Consider the following 17,775-nt stretch of genomic DNA (forward strand, 5'->3'; position numbering starts at 1 on the left):
CCCCTTGACCGACCGGGGTTTTACTGGCCTCCAACCATTTTAACGGGCGTACCGAAGGAAGCTAGAGTGCTTCATGAAGAGCCGTTCGGACCGATACTCACTGTGGCTCCTTTCGATACGATCGAAGAGGCGATCGATGAAGCCAACGCCACGGAGTACGGTCTGGCCGCCTACTTGTTTACTGGCGCGGCCGATACGCAACAGAGGCTTGTGAGCGGTCTTTCTGCGGGCGCTGTTAGTGTGAATTACCTGAAAGGGGTTTCCGCTGATGCCCCTTATGGAGGAGTCAAGCAAAGCGGCTATGGATATGAAGGCGGCGAGCAGGGGGTGCGAAGCTTCCAGATTCTGAAAATGGTCAACGGCCTCGGTTCATTTGGATGAAATCCGGTGGGAAATAGAACACGGACCATCTCCGGTAGCGACATCACAAGGAGTGTCGCCGACGCCCTTCAGTACATCTCGTACTATCATCCGCCAGATTATATCCGGTCTCTTTCTGAAGCATACACGCGAGAACAGAGCCCGTCGGCGAAGAATGCCATAGGTCAGATTCTGCTGAACTCCCGCATGGCGGCCTTTGGTCGGCGCCCGATCTGTCAGGACACCGGGCTTGTGGTGGTCTTCGCAAAGGTCGGCATGGACGCCCGCATCAAGTCAACGGCCAGTTTCGCTGATCTTGTGAATGAGGGCGTACGTCAAGCCTATCTCGATCCGGACAATCCCCTTCGGGTATCGATCGTTGCGGATCCCCTCGCTAGACGGGTCAACACCCGCGACAACACGCCGGCAGTTGTCCATGTCGACTTGGTGCAAGGTAACCAGATTGAGATCACCATCGCCGCGAAAGGCGGCGGGTCGGAGAACAAGGCACGTTTTACCACTCTCAATCCCAGCGCCTCCGTTTCCGACTGGGTGGTCAATACCGTTTCGACGCTTGGCAGCGGGTGGTGTCCACCTGGACTGATCTCTGTCGGCATCGGTGGTAGCGCTGAAAAGGCGATGCTGCTGGCCAAGGAAGCCATGAACGAGCCCATCGATATGGCGGAACTGATCGCAAGGGGGGCGATAAGCCCAGAAGAGGGACTGCGGATTGAGCTTTATGAGCGCATCAACGCGCTTGGCATCGGCGCCCAAGGGCTTGGTGGTCTGACAACAGTCGTTGACGTCAAGGTTGCGACCTATCCTACTCATGCGGCTTCCAAGCCCGTGGCGCTCATCCCGCAATGCGCCGCCAACCGGCACCTGAAGTTTACTTTGGACGGCTCTGGACCCATCAGCCTCCAGCCGCCCGATTTGCGCGAATGGCCCGACATCGGAGCCGACGAATTGAACCCAGCCGGCGTCCGGCGGGTCAATTTAGATTCCCTCACGAACGAAGAGACGGCATCGTGGCGCTGCGGTGAAACGCTCCTGCTGTCTGGAAAGATACTGACGGGCCGTGACGCTGCCCACAAACGAATGATCGAGCTGCTCGATGCCGGCAAGCCGCTTCCGGTCGATCTGCGGGGACGCGTGATCTACTACGTCGGGCCCGTCCGGGCTGTGAGGAATGAGGTCGTTGGACCTGCTGGTCCAACAACCTCCAGCCGCTTGGACGATTTTACGGACAAGGTGCTCGCCGAAACCGGCCTTTTCGCGATGGTGGGCAAAGCGGAAAGGGGACCGGCGGCCATCGAGTCGATTGTAAGACACAAAACGCCCTATCTTGCTGCAGTGGGTGGCGCTGCGTACCTGATTTCAAAATCGATTAAGGCGGCGCGGATCGTTGCCTTTGAAGACCTGGGCATGGAAGCCATCTATGAATTCGATGTGCAGGACATGCCCGTTATCATGGCCGTCGATGTTGAGGGAAACTCCATTCACAATTCCGGGCCTCTTGAATGGCGTAAGCGTATGGCGGCAGACAGCATCGCACGCAACATCGGCGTTTGAGTCTTTCCGTTGGGCGATTTACGCCAGCCTCCCGCACGGATTTTGTGTCGCATGACGACAAGCTGCATTTTATGGTTCAGCTCTACTGGGGCGAGCCAGTTAAGTTCCAAACCGAATTCGCCGTCACGCGTTCGATGCTGATGCTGTTGAGGGTGCCAGCCAAGTCAAGCACCGGAGAGGCCAAAGATGCGCTATGTCTTTGCGATTTATGAAGAGGACGTCGCCGAAAGGAAATATCCTCTAGAAATGCGTCGTTCGCAACTGATGACCTCACACACTGACGCGGCGCGAGCCAAGGATGGATGACTTTCACTACATTCGCCCTCTTCAATTAATACATTGTGTTGGCACTGCTTACGCTGTCCAACGCGGCTTGAGAGAAAGGTCATGAAGTCTAAGCACGATCCTGTGCGACTGGACGCTTGGGATGTTCGGATTCTCTTGGAGCTCCAGTCAGATGGTCGCATCTCGAAAAGCAAGCTCGCAAAGCGTGTTCACCTTTCGCCTTCGGCTTGTTCGGACCGGCTCCGTTTACTTCAGGCCGCAGGGATCATTGAGGGGTTCTACGCGCGATTGAGTCCCGCCCTCGTCGGGGGGGTTATTTTTGTGATGGTAGAGGTGGTACTAGATCGCCACCGTCTTGAGGACCAACGACATTTCGAAGCTGCGGTCCAAGACATTCCGGAAATCCTGGACTGCTGGGCTATCGGTGGGAGGATCGATTATCTGATGCGCGTTTCGTCTCCTTCTATGGTCGCATATCAGGATTTCATGGAGAGACTGTTGCAGTCAGGCTTCGGGATCGATCAATACTACAGCCTTGTCGTGACGAAACCAGTGAAAACCAATTCACCGATCCCCTTGTCGGCAATAAGGCAACGATAAAACGTCAAGGCGTGGTTTTCACGGCGATTGGCCTCGATTCCGTTAATATCTCGGCTAAACCTGTTCATTTCCGCGAAACTCAACAGGTGTTTGCTATTATTGTTTGGTTTCTACAAGGGCGACAGGGTCCGCCCTGCTGACTGATCGCAGACTGGGAGAGGACGATGACCTTAAGCAATTTGGGAACCGAGCAACTCCGGGAGAAGGATCGAAGCTTCGTCTTTCATCCGTCTACGCATTTGGCCAAGCACAGCCGCGGCGAGACGCCAAACCGGATCATGGCCGGAGCGGAAGGCGTGTACATTTGGGATACGGAAGGGCGAAAGAGCCTAGATGGCTTCGGAGGGCTCTACTGCGTCAATATGGGATACGGTTGCACGGAGATAGCCGATGCCATCGCAAAGCAAGCGCACGAGCTGCCGTTCGCCCATGTCTACGCGAGCCAGGGCACCGAGCCAGTCGCCCTCCTGGCAGAGGCCGTGGTCGATTATTTCGGTCAGAACATGCGGAGGGTCTTTTTCGGCCTTTCCGGCTCCGACGCCAACGAAACCAACATCAAGCTGGTCTGGTACTACAACAACATTCTCGGGCGCCCTGAGAAAAAGAAGATCATCTCGCGGCATCGCGGATATCACGGGTCCGGGCTGGTCACCGGTAGCCTGACAGGCCTACCCTTTTTTCACGATTTCTTCGACCTGCCTCTGGATTTGGTGCGCCATACGACGACGCCGCACCATTACCGCCAAGCGCGTGATGGCGAAAGCCAGGAAGCATTCTCTAAGCGCTGTGCCGATGAACTTGAGGCGTTGATCCTCGCCGAAGGCGCAGAGACGGTTGCAGCTTTCATCGGAGAGCCGGTACTTGGGACCGGCGGCATCGTTCCGCCCTCAAACGGATACTGGACGGCCATTCAGGCGATCCTCGACAAGTACGACATTCTTCTGATCGCTGATGAAGTGGTCTGCGGCTTCGCGCGAACCGGTGAAAAATTCGGCTCTCACCTGTATGGCATGCGTCCGGATTTTGTTACCATTGCCAAAGGCTTGAGCTCTGCCTACCTACCCATCTCCGGGTCAATTATCGGCGACCGCGTCTGGACGGTCTTGGAACAAGGAACGGAGAAGCACGGCCCACTCGGCCACGGCTGGACATATTCCGGTCACACGCTTTGCGCGGCAGCCGCGCTCGCCAATGTTAAATTGATAAAAGAAAGGAATATCTTGGAACATGTTCGGGATGTCGGACCCTACTGGCATGCCCGCATGAAAGCCGAACTGGAGGAACATCCCATCGTTGGCGAGGTTCGCGGCGTCGGCGTTCTGTCCGCTGTGGAGCTGATGCGGGATCCTAAAGGACGGGTACCGTTCGAATCCAGGCTTCAGGTCGGCGTGCGCGCCGCCGCTGCTCTGTTTGAGAATGGTGTCATCGGCCGGGCTATGCCGCATGGCGATATTCTCGGATTTGCCCCACCACTGATCATTACTCGAAAAGAGATCGACATCATTGTCGATGCGACCGCGAAGTCAGTCGACACAACATATCGCGCGCTTAAGGCCGAGGGCGCGGTATGATCATGACGGCCCTTGGATTTGCTGCGGGCAACCAGTCAAATCCCAAGCGTTCGCTTGAACGCGTCTGACGGGCATTCGCCTGCCGTGGTGCCGCTTCTGTTCATGAGCGAAGGTGCATGTCCCCGCGGGGACTCGACCAGGTTGTGGCACCTCCTAGCAAGGGCTCTGGTTTCTTTCGCCATAGCCAGAATCTGACGAGGAGCGTCGCCGCGGGTAACCGCCGGGACGCTATCATCCAGGGCGCCAAGTCTATCCGTTTCCGGATCCTTGGCAATTCCCTGGGGCGAATGAAGCCAAACTCAGACGGATACCCGCCAAACTTTCACCGCAGCGGTCTTTGGCGGATCAGCAACTCGTAATGGCGCTGTAGAAAGCTCTGAGCGATCACAGGCGCGGCTGGCGCCAAGTGCTGCCATGTAGAGAGCACGGCGGACCGCGCGATCGGCCGCAATCTGGCATCTATGATTGAGGTTGCCGCTCTTGTTGTCGGAGGGAGCAAGGCCGGCGAGTGCTGCGATCGAGTTGGGTGAACGCTAGCCGAGCTCGGGCATGTGCGCCAGCAGAGAGAACGCGGTGACCATGGAGACACCGGGCACGGAGACCATCAGCGCGTGGTCCCGGGAATTGCCTCGGCTCGACGAATGGCTTCGGCGATCCGGCTCTCGAGCGCCTAATGCGTGCGTTGAAGGCGGCGATCAGCTCTTCGAGTTCGGCGATGACAATCTCGTCGAAGGCTTCGCCGCGATAATTCTTCAATCTTGCCCTGGATATCGATCAGTTGGCCACTGTGACGGGCAAGTGATTGAAGCTGTTTCGCCTTCTTCGCGCGGCGCCGGCTCGGCTTTAGGGTGATAGCCATAGCCGCTCAACACCTTGGCGTCGAGAGGGTCAGGCTTGGCGACCGCGCCGACGCAACGGCTGCCTTGGCGATGATGCAGCAGTCGGTCATGGACCCCTGTCGCTTCCATGACAACGAAGTCAGCCAGGGTGAAGGCCTGCCGGATAGGCAGCGATCGCATCGACCTGATTTTCGATGCGCTGGCAACGACCGCTTGCCTCATCAAAAAAAATCGAGCCACTGCTTGCAGATGTCGCAGCCGACATAGCTCTGCCGTTCATGTCCACGCCTCTTCCTGTGGTGCGGGTCTGCTTATGACAGTCGGTGCAACTGTTCAGGTTGATGGTTCACCGGTGGGAAGGGGCCGAGCCATGCCGCGGCCTGTCCCGAAAGGGACGACCAGGATCCTCTCGGCCTCCTTCCGGAACAACACACAGGTCCTGCCTCCCGCCGTCCATGTTTTGCAGGCCTGACCACCAGCCAGTCGCCAAAAATCCGCCACGTGCGTCCCAAGGAAGATCGATCTGCGTTCTCGGCCCGCTCCTGTCGCCGATCCACCCGATCTTCTCGAAGAAAGCCGGCTTCTCAAGGACCCAAGGCGCTCGCTCTCGGCGGTGCAATCCGGATGATCTGTCACACACGAGTGTGGATCCATCTCATTCTCAGATGGCTTCAATACATGAACTGGATTTGACCCAAAGCCGCTCGCTGGTTCATCCTTGAGTTCGATGAAGACGTGATAATTTGGGATTCCAGATGAGCAGCGTAGAAACTTTCCGAGAATTGCAGGTCGAGGTAACTGAGTGGCGGCGCTACCTCCACCAACATCCCGAACTCGGTTACCAGCTACACAACACAGCGAGATTCGTAACCGAGAAACTAGCTTCGTTCGGCATAAATCACATAGAAACAGGAATAGCTGAAACCGGGATCGTTGCGTTGATCCAAGGCGAAGGCGGGGATGGGCCGACGATTGCACTCAGAGCCGATATGGATGCCCTTCCGATTCTCGAAGCATCAAACAAACCCTGGTCGTCGACAATACCGGGGAAGATGCATGCATGCGGCCATGATGGCCACACGGCCATGCTGCTAGGAGCAGCCAAGCACCTTGCAAGTACACGCAACTTCAAGGGTACCGTCGCTCTTATCTTTCAGCCCGCGGAAGAAGATGGAATGGGTGGCCAAAGGATGGTCCAGGAAGGGATCATGGACCGTTTCGGCATCTCCCAGGTTTTCGGTCTGCACTGTGCGCCAGATTTGGCCGTGGGCAAGTTCAGCACTCGCTATGGCCCACTGTTGGCTGCGCTCGATGAGTTTGACGTAGTCGTTAAAGGTAGAGGTGGTCATCCAAGCGAGCCTCATAAATGCGTCGATCCTATTGTCATTGCAGCGCAGATCGTCCTTGGCCTGCAGACTTTGGTCTCTCGCAGCACAGACGCGCTAGAGTCACTCGTCATCTCCATCACCAAACTAAATGCGGGAACGGCTTACAACATTATTCCTGATCGCGTTGAATTGGCCGGCACCGTCCGGGCTTTTGCGCCTCACCTGCGGGACTTCGCGGAACAACATATACGCGCAGCCGCCCAAGGCATCGCACGAGGATTTGGCGGGGATGTTGATTTCAAATACCGGCGATTCGAGCCCGTCACCATCAACTCCACTGACGAGACCAATCTAGCGCTCAAGGCAGCAGGCATTCTGGTTGGCCCTGAAGCCGTGGACGACAAGTTGCCAGCCAACATGGGATCCGAGGATTTTTCTTATATGCTGGAAGCACGGCCGGGCTCTTACGTATTCTTGGGCAATGGATCAAGCGCTACCTGGCATCATCCGGCATTTGATTTCAACGACGAAGCCATACCCTACGGCGTCGGATTTTGGGTTAAGGTGGTGGAGACCGCGCTGGCTGCGTAACATTGGCGCACGGCGCTACCAAACCATGGACGCTGAGACCGTCTTCATGTTAGTCTACCTAGGCTGGTTTGCGTCCATAAGGAAACCGTTGCTGTTGTTTACGGGTCTCGGCTTTGCGCGAACGAGGCGCGGCGGGTTCCAAAGCACGCCATCGCCGGGGCCGACAATGCGCCAAGAACGCACGTCCAGCCAGCATACGATATTTCCCCAGAGACGAGATCAGCCACGAGTTGAAGGCGATGTCGCAATGGCTTGAAGAGCATCGTGACCTGCTTGGCTTGGTGCGGGGGGGTCCGCAGGGCCGCCAGCTGGACTCATGATTGAGCAACGGACGAAGCAATCGTTTTTAGCTCAGTTAAAAGCGCCGCCTGTGAAAACTGTCTCTTCCCCCATAGCAAAATGGCGATGAACATGGCACGCCCCAAGCTCGGCAATCCGGGCCACGCCTCGCCTGGGCCGCCCGACTGGATCCAGGGCCGCTAGATGGCAAGTTCTGCAAAAAGGGGCGGCCATAGTGGTGGTCATGCGGCTTGACGCAGTGCAACTTTCTTGTGTTCGCGTAGATCGTCCATGTTGATGTAGCGGTTGGCCTCCATCTAGTTTTCGTTGGTCTCGACGACCAGCGCCCTGACCCGGCGCAGGCAGCTTTCGGCGTTCGGGAAGATGCGCACGACATAGGCGCGCCGGCGGATTTCCTCGTTGAGGCGTTCCAGCATGTTGGTGGACTTCAGGTGCTTGTGGTGCTGGCGCGGCAGGCAAAAGAAGGTCAGCGTGCATTCGATGGTCTCCTCTACCCAGCTCGTCAGTCGCGGACAGCGGCCCGACCATTTGGCAAGCCATGCGGCGAGATCGGCCTTGGCCTCGGCGAGATCGCGCCGGTCGTAGAGCCAGCGCAACTCCTGCAGGCAATCGTCGCCGTGCTTTCTCGGCAGGTGATCGAGCGCGTTCCTGAGGAAGTGCACGTAGCAGCGCTGCCAGGCGGCTTCGGGGATCACCTCGCCGATCGCCGCGACCAGGCCGGCATGGTCGTCAGAGACAACCAGCTCGACGCCCTTGAGGCCGCGCGCCTTCAGCGCGACGAGGAAATCCCTCCAGGCCGAGCGGCTTTCGCGATTGGCCATTTCCACTGCCAGGATCTGGCGCCGCCCGTCCCAGTCGATGCCGACCGCGATCAGCACCGCCTGGCTCGTGACGATGCCGGCCTCGCGCACCTTCTCGTAGCGGGCATCGAGGATGAGATAGGCAAAGGGCTCCTGAAGCGGGCGCTCGGCAAAGGCCTTCAGGCTCTCGTCCAGCCGCTTGTTGATGGCCGAGATCGACGAGGCCGAGAACGCATGGCCGCACAGCTCTTCGGTAATCGCCTTGACCTTCCGGGTCGACACGCCCTGCACATACATCTCCGCAAGCGTGGCCACCAAGGCCCGCTCGGAACGCTGGTAACGCTCGTAAGTTCGGTCGAGAAGCGGCCCGCCCGGTCCTGCGGAACCCGCAGCTCAAGCTTGCCGACCCGCGTGACAAGGGTACGGCCATAGTAGCCCAAGTGATAGCCGAGACGCTCCGGCGTGCGCTCGCTCTTCGAAGCACCCAGCACCTCGTCCATCTCGGCCTCGAGCACCTCCTGCATCACCGCGCGGATCACCTCGTGCAATCGATCCGGGTTCGAAAGCAGGATGTCTTTGACGGCGGCTATGGCGGATTTATCTTCAGTCTTGGTCATGGTGGCGTTCCTTCAAAGGAATCGGTGACGTTGAATGCCATGACCGCCCTCTCAGCGAATTTGCAGAAATCAGCACACGACCCGGATGGCGTTCCGGGTCGTCCGCCGGCACTCCGCCTGGTCCGAAGGATCCACCTCCTACCGGATGTCCTGTAGGATGAGGGGACCAGAAACTTTCCGCACAGGCACTGCTCTCGCCGACAGACGGCAACCTTTGCTTGTTGGGCCGCGACGCGGGCTCTGGTCCATCAAGTGGACGTTGGCAAAGCTTCTTGAGCAGCTTACCACGGTTGATGGACGGACCCGCTCGCCGTCAGATCTGCAGTTCAAAATATCCATGGCCGGCGATTGGCTGCAGACTGGCTAGTTGCTGAGGTTCGGAAATGGTGTGATCGACAAATCGATTTGCTCGACGGCACGCTGAAGTATCTCCTCCGTCTCAGCAGGGCAGGATGAAGCGGCGATGACATGTCCGATACAGTCTCGGTAATCACCTTTCCTGACGATCGGCGTCTTGGGTCCAATATAGAACTTGACCTCAGCGACTCCAGGTAGAGCAGCGGCGCGACTGTTGCCGTCGGTTCCCTCAAAGGTGCCATCGCAATCAGGAACAAGAAACCGCGCAGTCGCAGTCTGCAAATGCCTTCGGCGCAAATTCCATTCGCCGCCGATTACAAGTTTAATGTGCTCTGCCACGAGATCGACACCATAAGCGAGCTGAACCAGTTCAGGACTAGGCGATCCAGGAAGACGCGGGTTGACTTCAATAATGACTGGGCCACGCTTCGTCCACCGAAGTTCAATGTTAGTTGGTCCCCAGCCAAGTCCGAGAGCTCGCAAACAACTCTGGGAAACATCAGCGATACTTTCATGCTCGTCATCAGTCAGCACGGCGGGATAGGTGCACTCACGATAGACGAAATGCGGTGGACCGCCGAAATCAAGAAGGGCGATCCCGATGATCTCGTTGCCCATTATGTCAATGGTATAGTGTGGGCCTTGTGCGAATTCTTCAACGAGTACGCGTGGGGAAGATCGCCATTTGTGCTTCCCGCCCAAAAGATGGGTCGTATGTTCGGCTAACTCATCGAGATTGCGGCACAATCGCACACCGACGCTGCCGCTGCCCAAGGCTGGCTTAAGAACTAGAGGCAGGCCGATCTCAGCGGCAAAGCTCTCGACCTCATTTCCATTCGCTGCTACCCGATAAGCTGGCACTGAAACTCCAGCCTCCGCGAGAACCTCACGTTGAGCAAATTTATCGGAACATCGTTCGATCGACTCGGGGTTCGGGCCCGGCAGATCGAAGTGCCTGCAGAGCTTGCCAATGGTCGCTGGGATTGCCTCGTCGTCGCCCGCAAAGCCGGTAATGCCGGCAATGTCGTGCGTAGCACGCAGCTGGGAACATTCCCGGATCAATACATCGAGATTGTCTGTATCCGCACAGATTGCCTTAAGCCCCGCAAGATAGTTGTACTGAGCCGGATTAGCGACCAGGGAAATTGGGTCAAGACCAAGACGCTGAGCCGCTTGGACGTGCAGCGGACCATTACCCCTATGTCCCCCAACCAGAATAAGCGCTTTTCTTGCCATGGGCTTGTGACTCCGACGTTGTGTGCTGTGCAGGATCACCGTAATTAGGCATCAGCTTTGTATCGTGCCTGACCTAGAACGTTGCGGTGAAAGTACCATCGTCAGGACTCGGCGATCGCAAAGATCCTGTAAACTTAGTTGAACGGTATGTTTCAACCACTTGGCACCAGCCGTGTGGCACACAACCTCATCGATGATGGCGGTCAGCGGAGGACTGCGGACAATTCTTCGGTTTTGTCGTGCTCGCGACACAGGCTTGTGTAGGCAAGTGCTTGTGTTGCACCGGCCAACCAGTTGAAAAACTGTCGGGAATTTTTTCTTCGCGTCGTTCGGCCAATCGGCACGAGTTTTGAAGCCTCATTATAAGACGGCAGCAGGTACCGACCGGCGCGCCGATGACAACCTGCCTCTACACGGAGAACTTTCATGAACACGCTCGAGCAGCAGACGGCACTGGATCAAGCCGCACGAAGGCGCATTAAGGATTCCCACACCCTAGACGGCGACGTCATTCGCTTGGGCCACTTCTATCGCGAATGGGCCATTTCGTACGATCTTGATGTCGGCCGTGACGGGTACTGCGGGCCAAAGATCGTAGCTGAGCTGGCTGGTGCCGTGCAGACGGCCTATTTGGCCACTGAGCGCGCTGACATCGCAATCCTCGACGCCGGCTGCGGAACGGGCCTCCTCGGCGCGGAATTGGAACGCCTCGGGTTCAGATTGATCGACGGGATCGACCTCTCCGAGGAGATGGCCGAGCGGGCCCGGCAAACCCGAGTCTACCGCCAAGTCCGAGGCGGTGTCGATCTTAACAGGCCGCTCTCGGACTACCCCAGCGCGAGCTATGATGTCTCGGTGTGCTGCGGCGCTTTCACGCATGGGCATGTTCGACCGGAGGGATTGCGCGAACTGGCTCGTGTCACGCGCCCGAACGGATTTGTCGTCGCAAGTACCCGAAAGAGTTATGTGGAGGCCGCATCCTTTGAAGATGAGGTGCGACGCCTACAGGATGTGGGCATCCTTGTTCCGACACAGCGCCTAGACAACGCCCGGTACGTCGCGGAAGAAGGCGCGCACTACTGGGTTTTCCAGGTGCTCGAAAAAGCCAGCGCCCCAAGGGAGGCGCCATGACCGCGCTGCCGCAACGTCGCTGGCGAGACTGGCAGCCCTAGGCGACAACAAAGAGTGAAGGCTAGGATTTCCCTAGCAGGAGGTTGGGGTTTAGCGAGTCTCCTCAGAAGAACTCTCGGTAGCCTATGACGCTTCGTCACGCTGCCAGGATTTCTTGGGCGACTGCAAACAGAGGTGTCGTACTCATGTCTAAAGATCTCATGGTCAGACTTGACAACAAGCTGCACGCGAAGCGCGAAAATTTTGACAAACTCCCGGTGGTTGACATTGCGCCGCTTCTCGATGGTAGCAATAAGCAGAGGGTAGCCAAAGAGATACGTTGGGCTCTGTCAAACGCTGGGTTTATGTATGTGAAGAACCACGGTATTCCGCAGTATTCTGTGGAGTCGGTTTTCGATGTGACCCGTCGCTTCTTTGATCTGCCCTTATCGCGTAAGATGATATTGCATATTAGCAACTCCGATGTGGCCCTTCGCGGATACATCGAGCCCTTCGGGGAAAACACCGATCCGTGCAAGACGAAGGACCTAAAAGAGTGCTTTGATCTCGGCCCTGAACGGCCGACCCTGGAAGGTCCGTTTTTTGGGCCCAACCAGTGGCCCTCAAGTCTGCCTGAATTCTCTGAATTGACCTACGGATACCATCAGACAATGGTCGATCTCGGGAAAAAACTATTAAAGGGCATCGCACTCAGTCTGGACCTGTCGGAAAGCTATTTCGAGGACCTCATGCGTAGCCCGATTAGCATTCAGCGCCTGCTCCACTACCCACCGCAGAGTGGCTACGTCAGCGAAGACATCATCGGAATTGGTGCCCACACCGACTACGGCAATCTGACCATCCTGTCGCAGGACGACGTGGGTGGTCTTCAGGTCATGAACCGAGACGGCGAATGGGTAGAGGGCACGCCGATCCGAGGCACATTCATAATCAACATTGGCGACCTCATTCAGCGCCTCACCAACGGCGTATACTTGGCGAACATCCACCGCGTAGTGAATATCTCTGGGCGCGAGCGTTACTCGATCCCCTTCTTCATCGACGCTGATTTCGATGCGATCATCGAACCATTGGCCTCATGTGTCACAGACGGCAACCCACTTCGCTATGGGCCGGTGATTTGCGGCGAACATAAATTCCGGCGTTTCGCAGCAAGTTACGCTCACTTGGCCAAAGCGTGATGAGGGCGGACAGCTACTTGCTCACCTAACACTGCCTGTCGGACCCCCGGAGAGCTACAAATTCATGGCAGCGAATCTTACACGCATAGAACTGAGTCGCAAAAAAGTATTGTGACAGGTGACTTTATTTCTGCTGTTGCTGGTCACCACTTTGCATATAACCGTAGACATGTAGCCCACATTGGAGCGAGGCAGATGTCGTTTAAAGGCGTTATTCCGCCCGTCACAACGCCCTTTCATGCCGATGGATCGATTGACCGTGACGGCTTCTGCGTAACGCTCGAGCACCTCGTCGCGACTGGCGTCCATGGTATCATTGTCGGTGGCACCACGGGCGAGTACTACGCCCAGTCACGAGATGAGCGTGTCGGCCTGCTAAAGCTTGCCAGGAGCATGGTGAAGGGGAAGATGCCCCTGATCGCAGGCGTCGGCGCTATTCGCACTGAAGACTGCATCGAATATGCGCTGGTTGCAAAGGACCTGAAGTGCGACGGGATCCTGATCGGGTCGCCGTACTACGCTGTGCCCACGCAGCTCGAACTGGCCAACCATGCGCTTGCGATCGACAAAGCCGCCAATCTGCCGGTGATGCTTTACAACTATCCGGGGCGCACCGGCACGATGATGGATTTCGAGTTCCTGGACCGCGTCGGTCGCAGTTCTAACTTCTGTGCCATCAAGGAATCCAGCGGCAGTATGAACCAGCTGCACGCCTTGGCTCGTGACTATCCGCATATCGACCTGTTTTGCGGCATGGACGATCAGGCGCTTGAATTCTTCGCCTGGGGCGCCAAGGGTTGGGTCTGCGGAGCTGGCAATTGCCTGCCGGCTGAGCACCTCGCGCTATACGAAGCGTGTGTTATTGAGAGGGACTTCACTAAGGGACGGCAGATCATGTCGGCCCTTCTGCCTCTGATGAGGCTGCTCGAACAGGGCGGCAAGTTCGTCCAGAGCATCAAGTTCGCGTGCGAGTTGGCTGGATTACCGGCTGGACCCGTGCGCCGGCCTATGCGGGCACTCGACGACCAACAGAAGCGGGAACTTGAGTCGACGATCCGCACCCTTAAAGCAGCCATCGCGTCGATCACTGCAAAATCCCAAAAGAGGGCTTCCGAGAATGTCATCGCTATTAACGCGTAATGAGTACCAGAACCTGGCGGACAGCTTGCCACTGCCGACCAGTGCAGTGATTGATGGTAAGGCGCGGGCAGCACAATCTGGGGATACTTTCGAGACCATCAATCCCGCCACAGGCCAGGTCATCGCGAGGATCGCTTCCTGCGGCCAGGCCGACGTCGATTTCGCTGTCGAAAAAGCGCGACTGGCGTTTGAATCAGGCGTCTGGTCGCGTGCGCATCCGAGCGAGCGCAAGCGCGTTCTGCGGCGGCTCGTGAAATTGATGAAGCGAAACGCTCATGAGCTTGCTGTGCTTGAGACGCTCGAAAGCGGCAAGCCGATCTATGACGTCGAAATCATAGACATTCCTGAGGCCCTGCATTGCCTCGAGTGGCACGCGGAAGCCACAGACAAGCTCTACGGCCAGACGTCGCCTTCTGGCGATGATGTCGTGTCGATGATCGTACGCCAGCCTTTGGGCGTGGTCGCTTGCGTTCTGCCTTGGAACTTCCCGATCCTGATGCTGGCCTGGAAGATCGGACCGGCTCTTGCGACCGGCAACTCTGTCATCGTCAAGCCGGCCGAGCAAACCAACATGTCAACATTGCGAATTGCCGAATTGGCGCATGAGGCGGGGATCCCCGCCGGCGTCCTTCAGATCGTCACCGGTCCGGGCGAGATCACCGGCAAGGCACTCGGCATGCATCCCGATATCGATATGGTCGCATTCACGGGATCAACCGACGTCGGCCGGAAGTTTCTGGAATATTCCGGCAGGTCCAATCTCAAGCGCATCGTGCTCGAATGCGGCGGGAAGAACCCTTGCATCGTTCTGGATGACGCCGAGAACCTCGATGTCGTAGCGCAGCATGTCACTCAGGCGGTCTTCTGGAATATGGGCGAGAACTGCTCGTCCAATTCGCGCCTTATCGTGCACGAGAAGATCAAGGACCGTTTGGTGGAAACAGTCCTCCACAAGCTCAAGGAATGGCCTCTGGGCGAGCCATTGGACCCAGGCAATCGGCTCGGCGCCATTGTGTCGAAGGAGCAGTTCGACCGCATTATGGGCTACATCAAGAAGGGGCGGGCGGAAGGCGCCAGGATCGTGACGGGCGGGAACGCCCACAAGCACGGCAAAGGCTATTTCATCGAGCCAACTGTATTCGATGATGTCACGCCCGAAATGGCTATCGCTCGAGAGGAGATTTTCGGGCCGGTGCTTTCGGTCATCAAGGTCACCAACGCTGATGAAGCGGTACGGGTCGCAAACGACACGCAATATGGGCTAGCAGCCTCAATCTTTACCGCCAATCTTGGCAAGGCACATCGTATCGCGCGGGACATCCGCGCTGGAACTGTGACAATCAATTGCTACGGCGAAGGGGACGTCTCGACACCCTTCGGTGGCTTCAAACTTTCGGGCTTCGGTGGACGAGACAAGTCATTGCATGCCCACGACCAATATACCGAACTCAAGACGATCTGGGCCGACATCTCCGATCCTGAGGTCTCGCGTTCGGTAGACTAGCCGATCGCTAAGATGACCGACCACGCGGCTGTCCGCACGCCTGCGGACACGTCCCTGTCCGGCTGGTACGGTATTCTGCCGCCTCCCAAGGCACCGGAGGTGCTGCGCGGCCGTCACAAGGCAGACTGGCTCATTGTCGGAGCCGGCTTTGCTGGTCTGGCGGCCGCGCGGCGTCTGTCCCAACTGGTGCCGGACGAGCGCATTGCGGTCGTCGACGCCCAGCGCATCGGTTGGGGTGCTGCCGGGCGCAACTCCGGCTTCATGATCGATCTTCCGCACGAACTCGGCAGTGAGCACTACGGCGGAAGCCAGGACCGCGACCGCCGGCGCATCCGCCTGAACCGGGCCGCGATCGAATTCTCTGCTTCATCCGCAGACGAGTACGGTCTGCAGAAGTTCTTTGTTCGGGCCGGCAAATTTCATGGGGCGGCAACCGGCCACGGTCTCTCTGCCCTGAGCGGGTTCGAGGAGCACCTGACGGGATTAGGCGAGCCATTCGAGCGGCTCGACGCGCTGCAGCTGAAGGAAATCACCGGAACCGACTTCTTCGCCGGAGGTACCTTTACGCCGGGAACAGTAATGGCACAGCCGGCCGGCTTCATCCGCGGCCTCGCCCAAGGGTTAGCCCGCGGTATTCATATATTCGAAAATTCGCCGGTCACATCTCTGCAGACCGGCAAAATGCATACCGTGAGGACGGCCGGGGGCGAGATCACCGCGCCGCGGCTGATACTGACGGTCAACGGTCATCTTGAAAGCTTTGGCTTCTTCAGGAAACGCCTGCTGCATGTGTTCACGTACGCCAGCATGACAAGGCCGCTCTCCAGGACCGAACAGGCGCTTCTGGGCGGTGAACCGAACTGGGGCCTGATCCCGGCTGATCCGATGGGATCGACTATCCGGAGGATCGGCAACCGGATCCTCGTCCGCAACACCTTCACCTATAATCCGGATATGTCCACCAGTGAGAAGCAGATCCGTCGGATCGGCGCTGCGCACGACCGATCGTTCCAGGCGCGCTTCCCTATGCTGGGTGAAATACCGATGGAATTTCGCTGGGGAGGCCACTTGTGTCTCTCCCTCAATTCAGCGCCCGCATTCGGCGAAATTGAGGATAGGGTCTTCGTAGCCGGATGCTGCAATGGCCTTGGAACGGTGCAAGCTACCCTCTATGGGATGCTGGCTGCCGATCTTGCCGCCGGCAGCGACGAGCCGATGGTTGCAGACGCCCTGAGCGAGCCAACCCCGGTTCGGCTGTATCCAGAACCGCTGATGTCGATCGGAGTGCCGTTGAAGCTGTGGGCGATGCAGAAGCGGGCCGGCAGAGAGCTCTAGCTTTCTCGTTCTTGCGCCGCCGTTTCCCGGATCCAGCTACGGAGGCTCTGCGCGGCAGGGGACAGTGTGCGATTTTCATACCAGGTGAGATAATAGCTACCAGGGGCGGGCAACTCGAGATCCGTCAGTCTGACGAGTTTCCCTTCTTCGATCTGCGCCTTGACAAGGCGGTGCCAGCCAACAGCCACCCCTTGATCGGCTTGAGCGGCCTGGAGAGCCACGAAGAACTTGCCGAAGCGCCGACCGCGGGTCGGCCCATGCGAGACTCCCGCGCGCCGCAAGACCTCGTCCCAGCCAGCCCAGTCGGGATCCACCCAGTCAACGTGCAGCAAAGGAATGTCGGCCAATGACTCCGCTGTTGCGTCGCGATGCTTGCTTGCAAATCCAGGCCCGCATACCGGGTAGATTGTTTCATCGAAAAGGAGTTCAGCATCTTCATTCGACCACGATCCAAACCCGTAGCGGATACGCAGTTCGACTTCGGCGCGCCGGTATTCTCGAGGATTGTCCGAAATCAGGTGGTCAACGGCAATGACCTGATTTCGCGTCCAGAAGTCCGGCATCCGTGGGATCAACCACATCGACGCGAACGCATCAGAGCAGGCGAGAGTGACGTTCTTCGCCCGGTCGCCGCGCTTTACATTTCGGACGATATCTGCGGCCCGCGAAAAACCGCTGGCCAACGCGCCATAAAGGTCTTCGCCGGCGCCTGTCAGCGCCACGCCGGTTGCCAGCCGAGCGAAGAGCGGAACACCGAGCTCATCCTCGATCGCTTTGATCTGCCGGCTGACAGCCCCAGGAGTGACGTTCAGTTCGGCAGCAGCCAATTTGAATGACAGGTGCCGGGCAGACGCTTCAAAAACAGCCAAAGCAGTCAGGGACGGCAGGTCGTAATAGCGGCGAACCATCTTAAGCTCCAAATACTTCGACAATCGCGCCGCGCGACAAATATATCAAGCCACTCGGTACTTTTGGAAATCAGGTTGCGGCTGATAGTCTGCGTTACGGCCGATTATGGCCGCGATTCC

At 57.7% G+C, this 17,775-nt stretch carries 13 protein-coding genes and 1 pseudogene; 10 read left to right on the forward strand and 4 right to left on the reverse strand.

The features are described from left to right. The 4 genes from EN781_RS00490 to EN781_RS00505 form a co-directional block, all read left to right on the forward strand. Positions 1-381: aldehyde dehydrogenase family protein (locus EN781_RS00490; RefSeq protein ID WP_127399650.1), on the forward strand; the 381-nt coding region annotated here is incomplete at its 5' end. Positions 382-387: 6 nt separating this feature from the next. Beyond that, positions 388-1,932: a fumarate hydratase gene (locus EN781_RS00495; protein WP_127399651.1), complete on the forward strand. Its 1,545-nt coding sequence runs from the start codon at positions 388-390 to the stop codon at positions 1,930-1,932. Between the two features lie 387 nt (positions 1,933-2,319). Continuing rightward, positions 2,320-2,817: an Lrp/AsnC family transcriptional regulator gene (locus EN781_RS00500; protein WP_127399652.1), complete on the forward strand. Its 498-nt coding sequence runs from the start codon at positions 2,320-2,322 to the stop codon at positions 2,815-2,817. A 164-nt stretch (positions 2,818-2,981) separates the two neighbouring features. Then, a complete protein-coding gene (locus EN781_RS00505; protein WP_127399653.1) occupies positions 2,982-4,388 on the forward strand; it encodes an aminotransferase in 1,407 nt (468 codons plus the stop codon). 978 nt (positions 4,389-5,366) lie between these two features. Here the strand turns inward: EN781_RS00505 and EN781_RS34065 are convergent. Then, on the reverse strand, positions 5,367-5,507 hold the full coding sequence (locus tag EN781_RS34065; RefSeq protein WP_210213450.1) for a hypothetical protein: 141 nt from the start codon (positions 5,505-5,507) through the stop codon (positions 5,367-5,369). Between the two features lie 475 nt (positions 5,508-5,982). Between EN781_RS34065 and EN781_RS00515 the strand changes: the two genes are divergently transcribed. Further along, entirely contained in the window at positions 5,983-7,146 is a 1,164-nt protein-coding gene (locus tag EN781_RS00515; RefSeq protein WP_127399654.1) for a M20 aminoacylase family protein, read from the forward strand. Positions 7,147-7,667: 521 nt separating this feature from the next. Here the strand turns inward: EN781_RS00515 and EN781_RS00520 are convergent. Together EN781_RS00520 and EN781_RS00525 are read right to left on the reverse strand one after the other, a co-directional pair. Continuing rightward, positions 7,668-8,863, reverse strand: a pseudogene (locus tag EN781_RS00520) (IS256 family transposase). Positions 8,864-9,226: 363 nt separating this feature from the next. Next, positions 9,227-10,456 carry an acetyl-CoA carboxylase biotin carboxylase subunit family protein gene (locus EN781_RS00525; RefSeq protein WP_127399655.1) on the reverse strand — a complete coding sequence of 410 codons (1,230 nt, stop codon included), beginning with the start codon at positions 10,454-10,456 and terminating at the stop codon, positions 9,227-9,229. 426 nt (positions 10,457-10,882) lie between these two features. On the opposite strand from EN781_RS00525, the gene EN781_RS00530 reads away from it, so the two are divergent. The 5 genes from EN781_RS00530 to EN781_RS00550 all read left to right on the forward strand — a co-directional run bounded on the left by EN781_RS00530 (position 10,883) and on the right by EN781_RS00550 (position 16,747). Continuing rightward, entirely contained in the window at positions 10,883-11,587 is a 705-nt protein-coding gene (locus tag EN781_RS00530; RefSeq protein WP_127399656.1) for a class I SAM-dependent methyltransferase, read from the forward strand. 185 nt (positions 11,588-11,772) lie between these two features. Further along, a complete protein-coding gene (locus EN781_RS00535; protein WP_127399657.1) occupies positions 11,773-12,768 on the forward strand; it encodes a 2-oxoglutarate and iron-dependent oxygenase domain-containing protein in 996 nt (331 codons plus the stop codon). A 195-nt stretch (positions 12,769-12,963) separates the two neighbouring features. Beyond that, positions 12,964-13,908 carry a dihydrodipicolinate synthase family protein gene (locus EN781_RS00540; protein WP_127399658.1) on the forward strand — a complete coding sequence of 315 codons (945 nt, stop codon included), beginning with the start codon at positions 12,964-12,966 and terminating at the stop codon, positions 13,906-13,908. Then, entirely contained in the window at positions 13,886-15,412 is a 1,527-nt protein-coding gene (locus EN781_RS00545; RefSeq protein ID WP_127399659.1) for an aldehyde dehydrogenase, read from the forward strand. The genes EN781_RS00540 and EN781_RS00545 overlap by 23 nt, the downstream gene beginning before the upstream one ends. Positions 15,413-15,424: 12 nt before the next feature. Further along, positions 15,425-16,747, forward strand: a complete 1,323-nt coding sequence (locus EN781_RS00550) for an FAD-binding oxidoreductase (protein WP_127399660.1) — start codon at positions 15,425-15,427, stop codon at positions 16,745-16,747. Here EN781_RS00550 and EN781_RS00555 read toward each other — a convergent pair. After that, entirely contained in the window at positions 16,744-17,655 is a 912-nt protein-coding gene (locus EN781_RS00555; protein ID WP_127399661.1) for a LysR substrate-binding domain-containing protein, read from the reverse strand. The two genes, EN781_RS00550 and EN781_RS00555, sit on opposite strands and share 4 nt — an antisense overlap. Between the last annotated feature and the right edge of the window lie 120 nt (positions 17,656-17,775).

Source organism: Mesorhizobium sp. M4A.F.Ca.ET.090.04.2.1 (assembly GCF_003999085.1).
GTDB lineage: Bacteria > Pseudomonadota > Alphaproteobacteria > Rhizobiales > Rhizobiaceae > Mesorhizobium.

Excerpts from the sequence above, each read along its gene's own strand:
- EN781_RS00500 (WP_127399652.1), top strand. The coding sequence starts at position 2,320 with ATGAAGTCTAAGCACGATCCTGTGCGACTGGACGCTTGGGATGTTCGG.
- EN781_RS00505 (WP_127399653.1), top strand. The coding sequence starts at position 2,982 with ATGACCTTAAGCAATTTGGGAACCGAGCAACTCCGGGAGAAGGATCGA.
- EN781_RS34065 (WP_210213450.1), bottom strand. The coding sequence starts at position 5,507 with ATGAACGGCAGAGCTATGTCGGCTGCGACATCTGCAAGCAGTGGCTCG.
- EN781_RS00515 (WP_127399654.1), top strand. The coding sequence starts at position 5,983 with ATGAGCAGCGTAGAAACTTTCCGAGAATTGCAGGTCGAGGTAACTGAG.
- EN781_RS00525 (WP_127399655.1), bottom strand. The coding sequence starts at position 10,456 with ATGGCAAGAAAAGCGCTTATTCTGGTTGGGGGACATAGGGGTAATGGT.
- EN781_RS00530 (WP_127399656.1), top strand. The coding sequence starts at position 10,883 with ATGAACACGCTCGAGCAGCAGACGGCACTGGATCAAGCCGCACGAAGG.
- EN781_RS00535 (WP_127399657.1), top strand. The coding sequence starts at position 11,773 with ATGTCTAAAGATCTCATGGTCAGACTTGACAACAAGCTGCACGCGAAG.
- EN781_RS00540 (WP_127399658.1), top strand. The coding sequence starts at position 12,964 with ATGTCGTTTAAAGGCGTTATTCCGCCCGTCACAACGCCCTTTCATGCC.
- EN781_RS00545 (WP_127399659.1), top strand. The coding sequence starts at position 13,886 with ATGTCATCGCTATTAACGCGTAATGAGTACCAGAACCTGGCGGACAGC.
- EN781_RS00550 (WP_127399660.1), top strand. The coding sequence starts at position 15,425 with ATGACCGACCACGCGGCTGTCCGCACGCCTGCGGACACGTCCCTGTCC.
- EN781_RS00555 (WP_127399661.1), bottom strand. The coding sequence starts at position 17,655 with ATGGTTCGCCGCTATTACGACCTGCCGTCCCTGACTGCTTTGGCTGTT.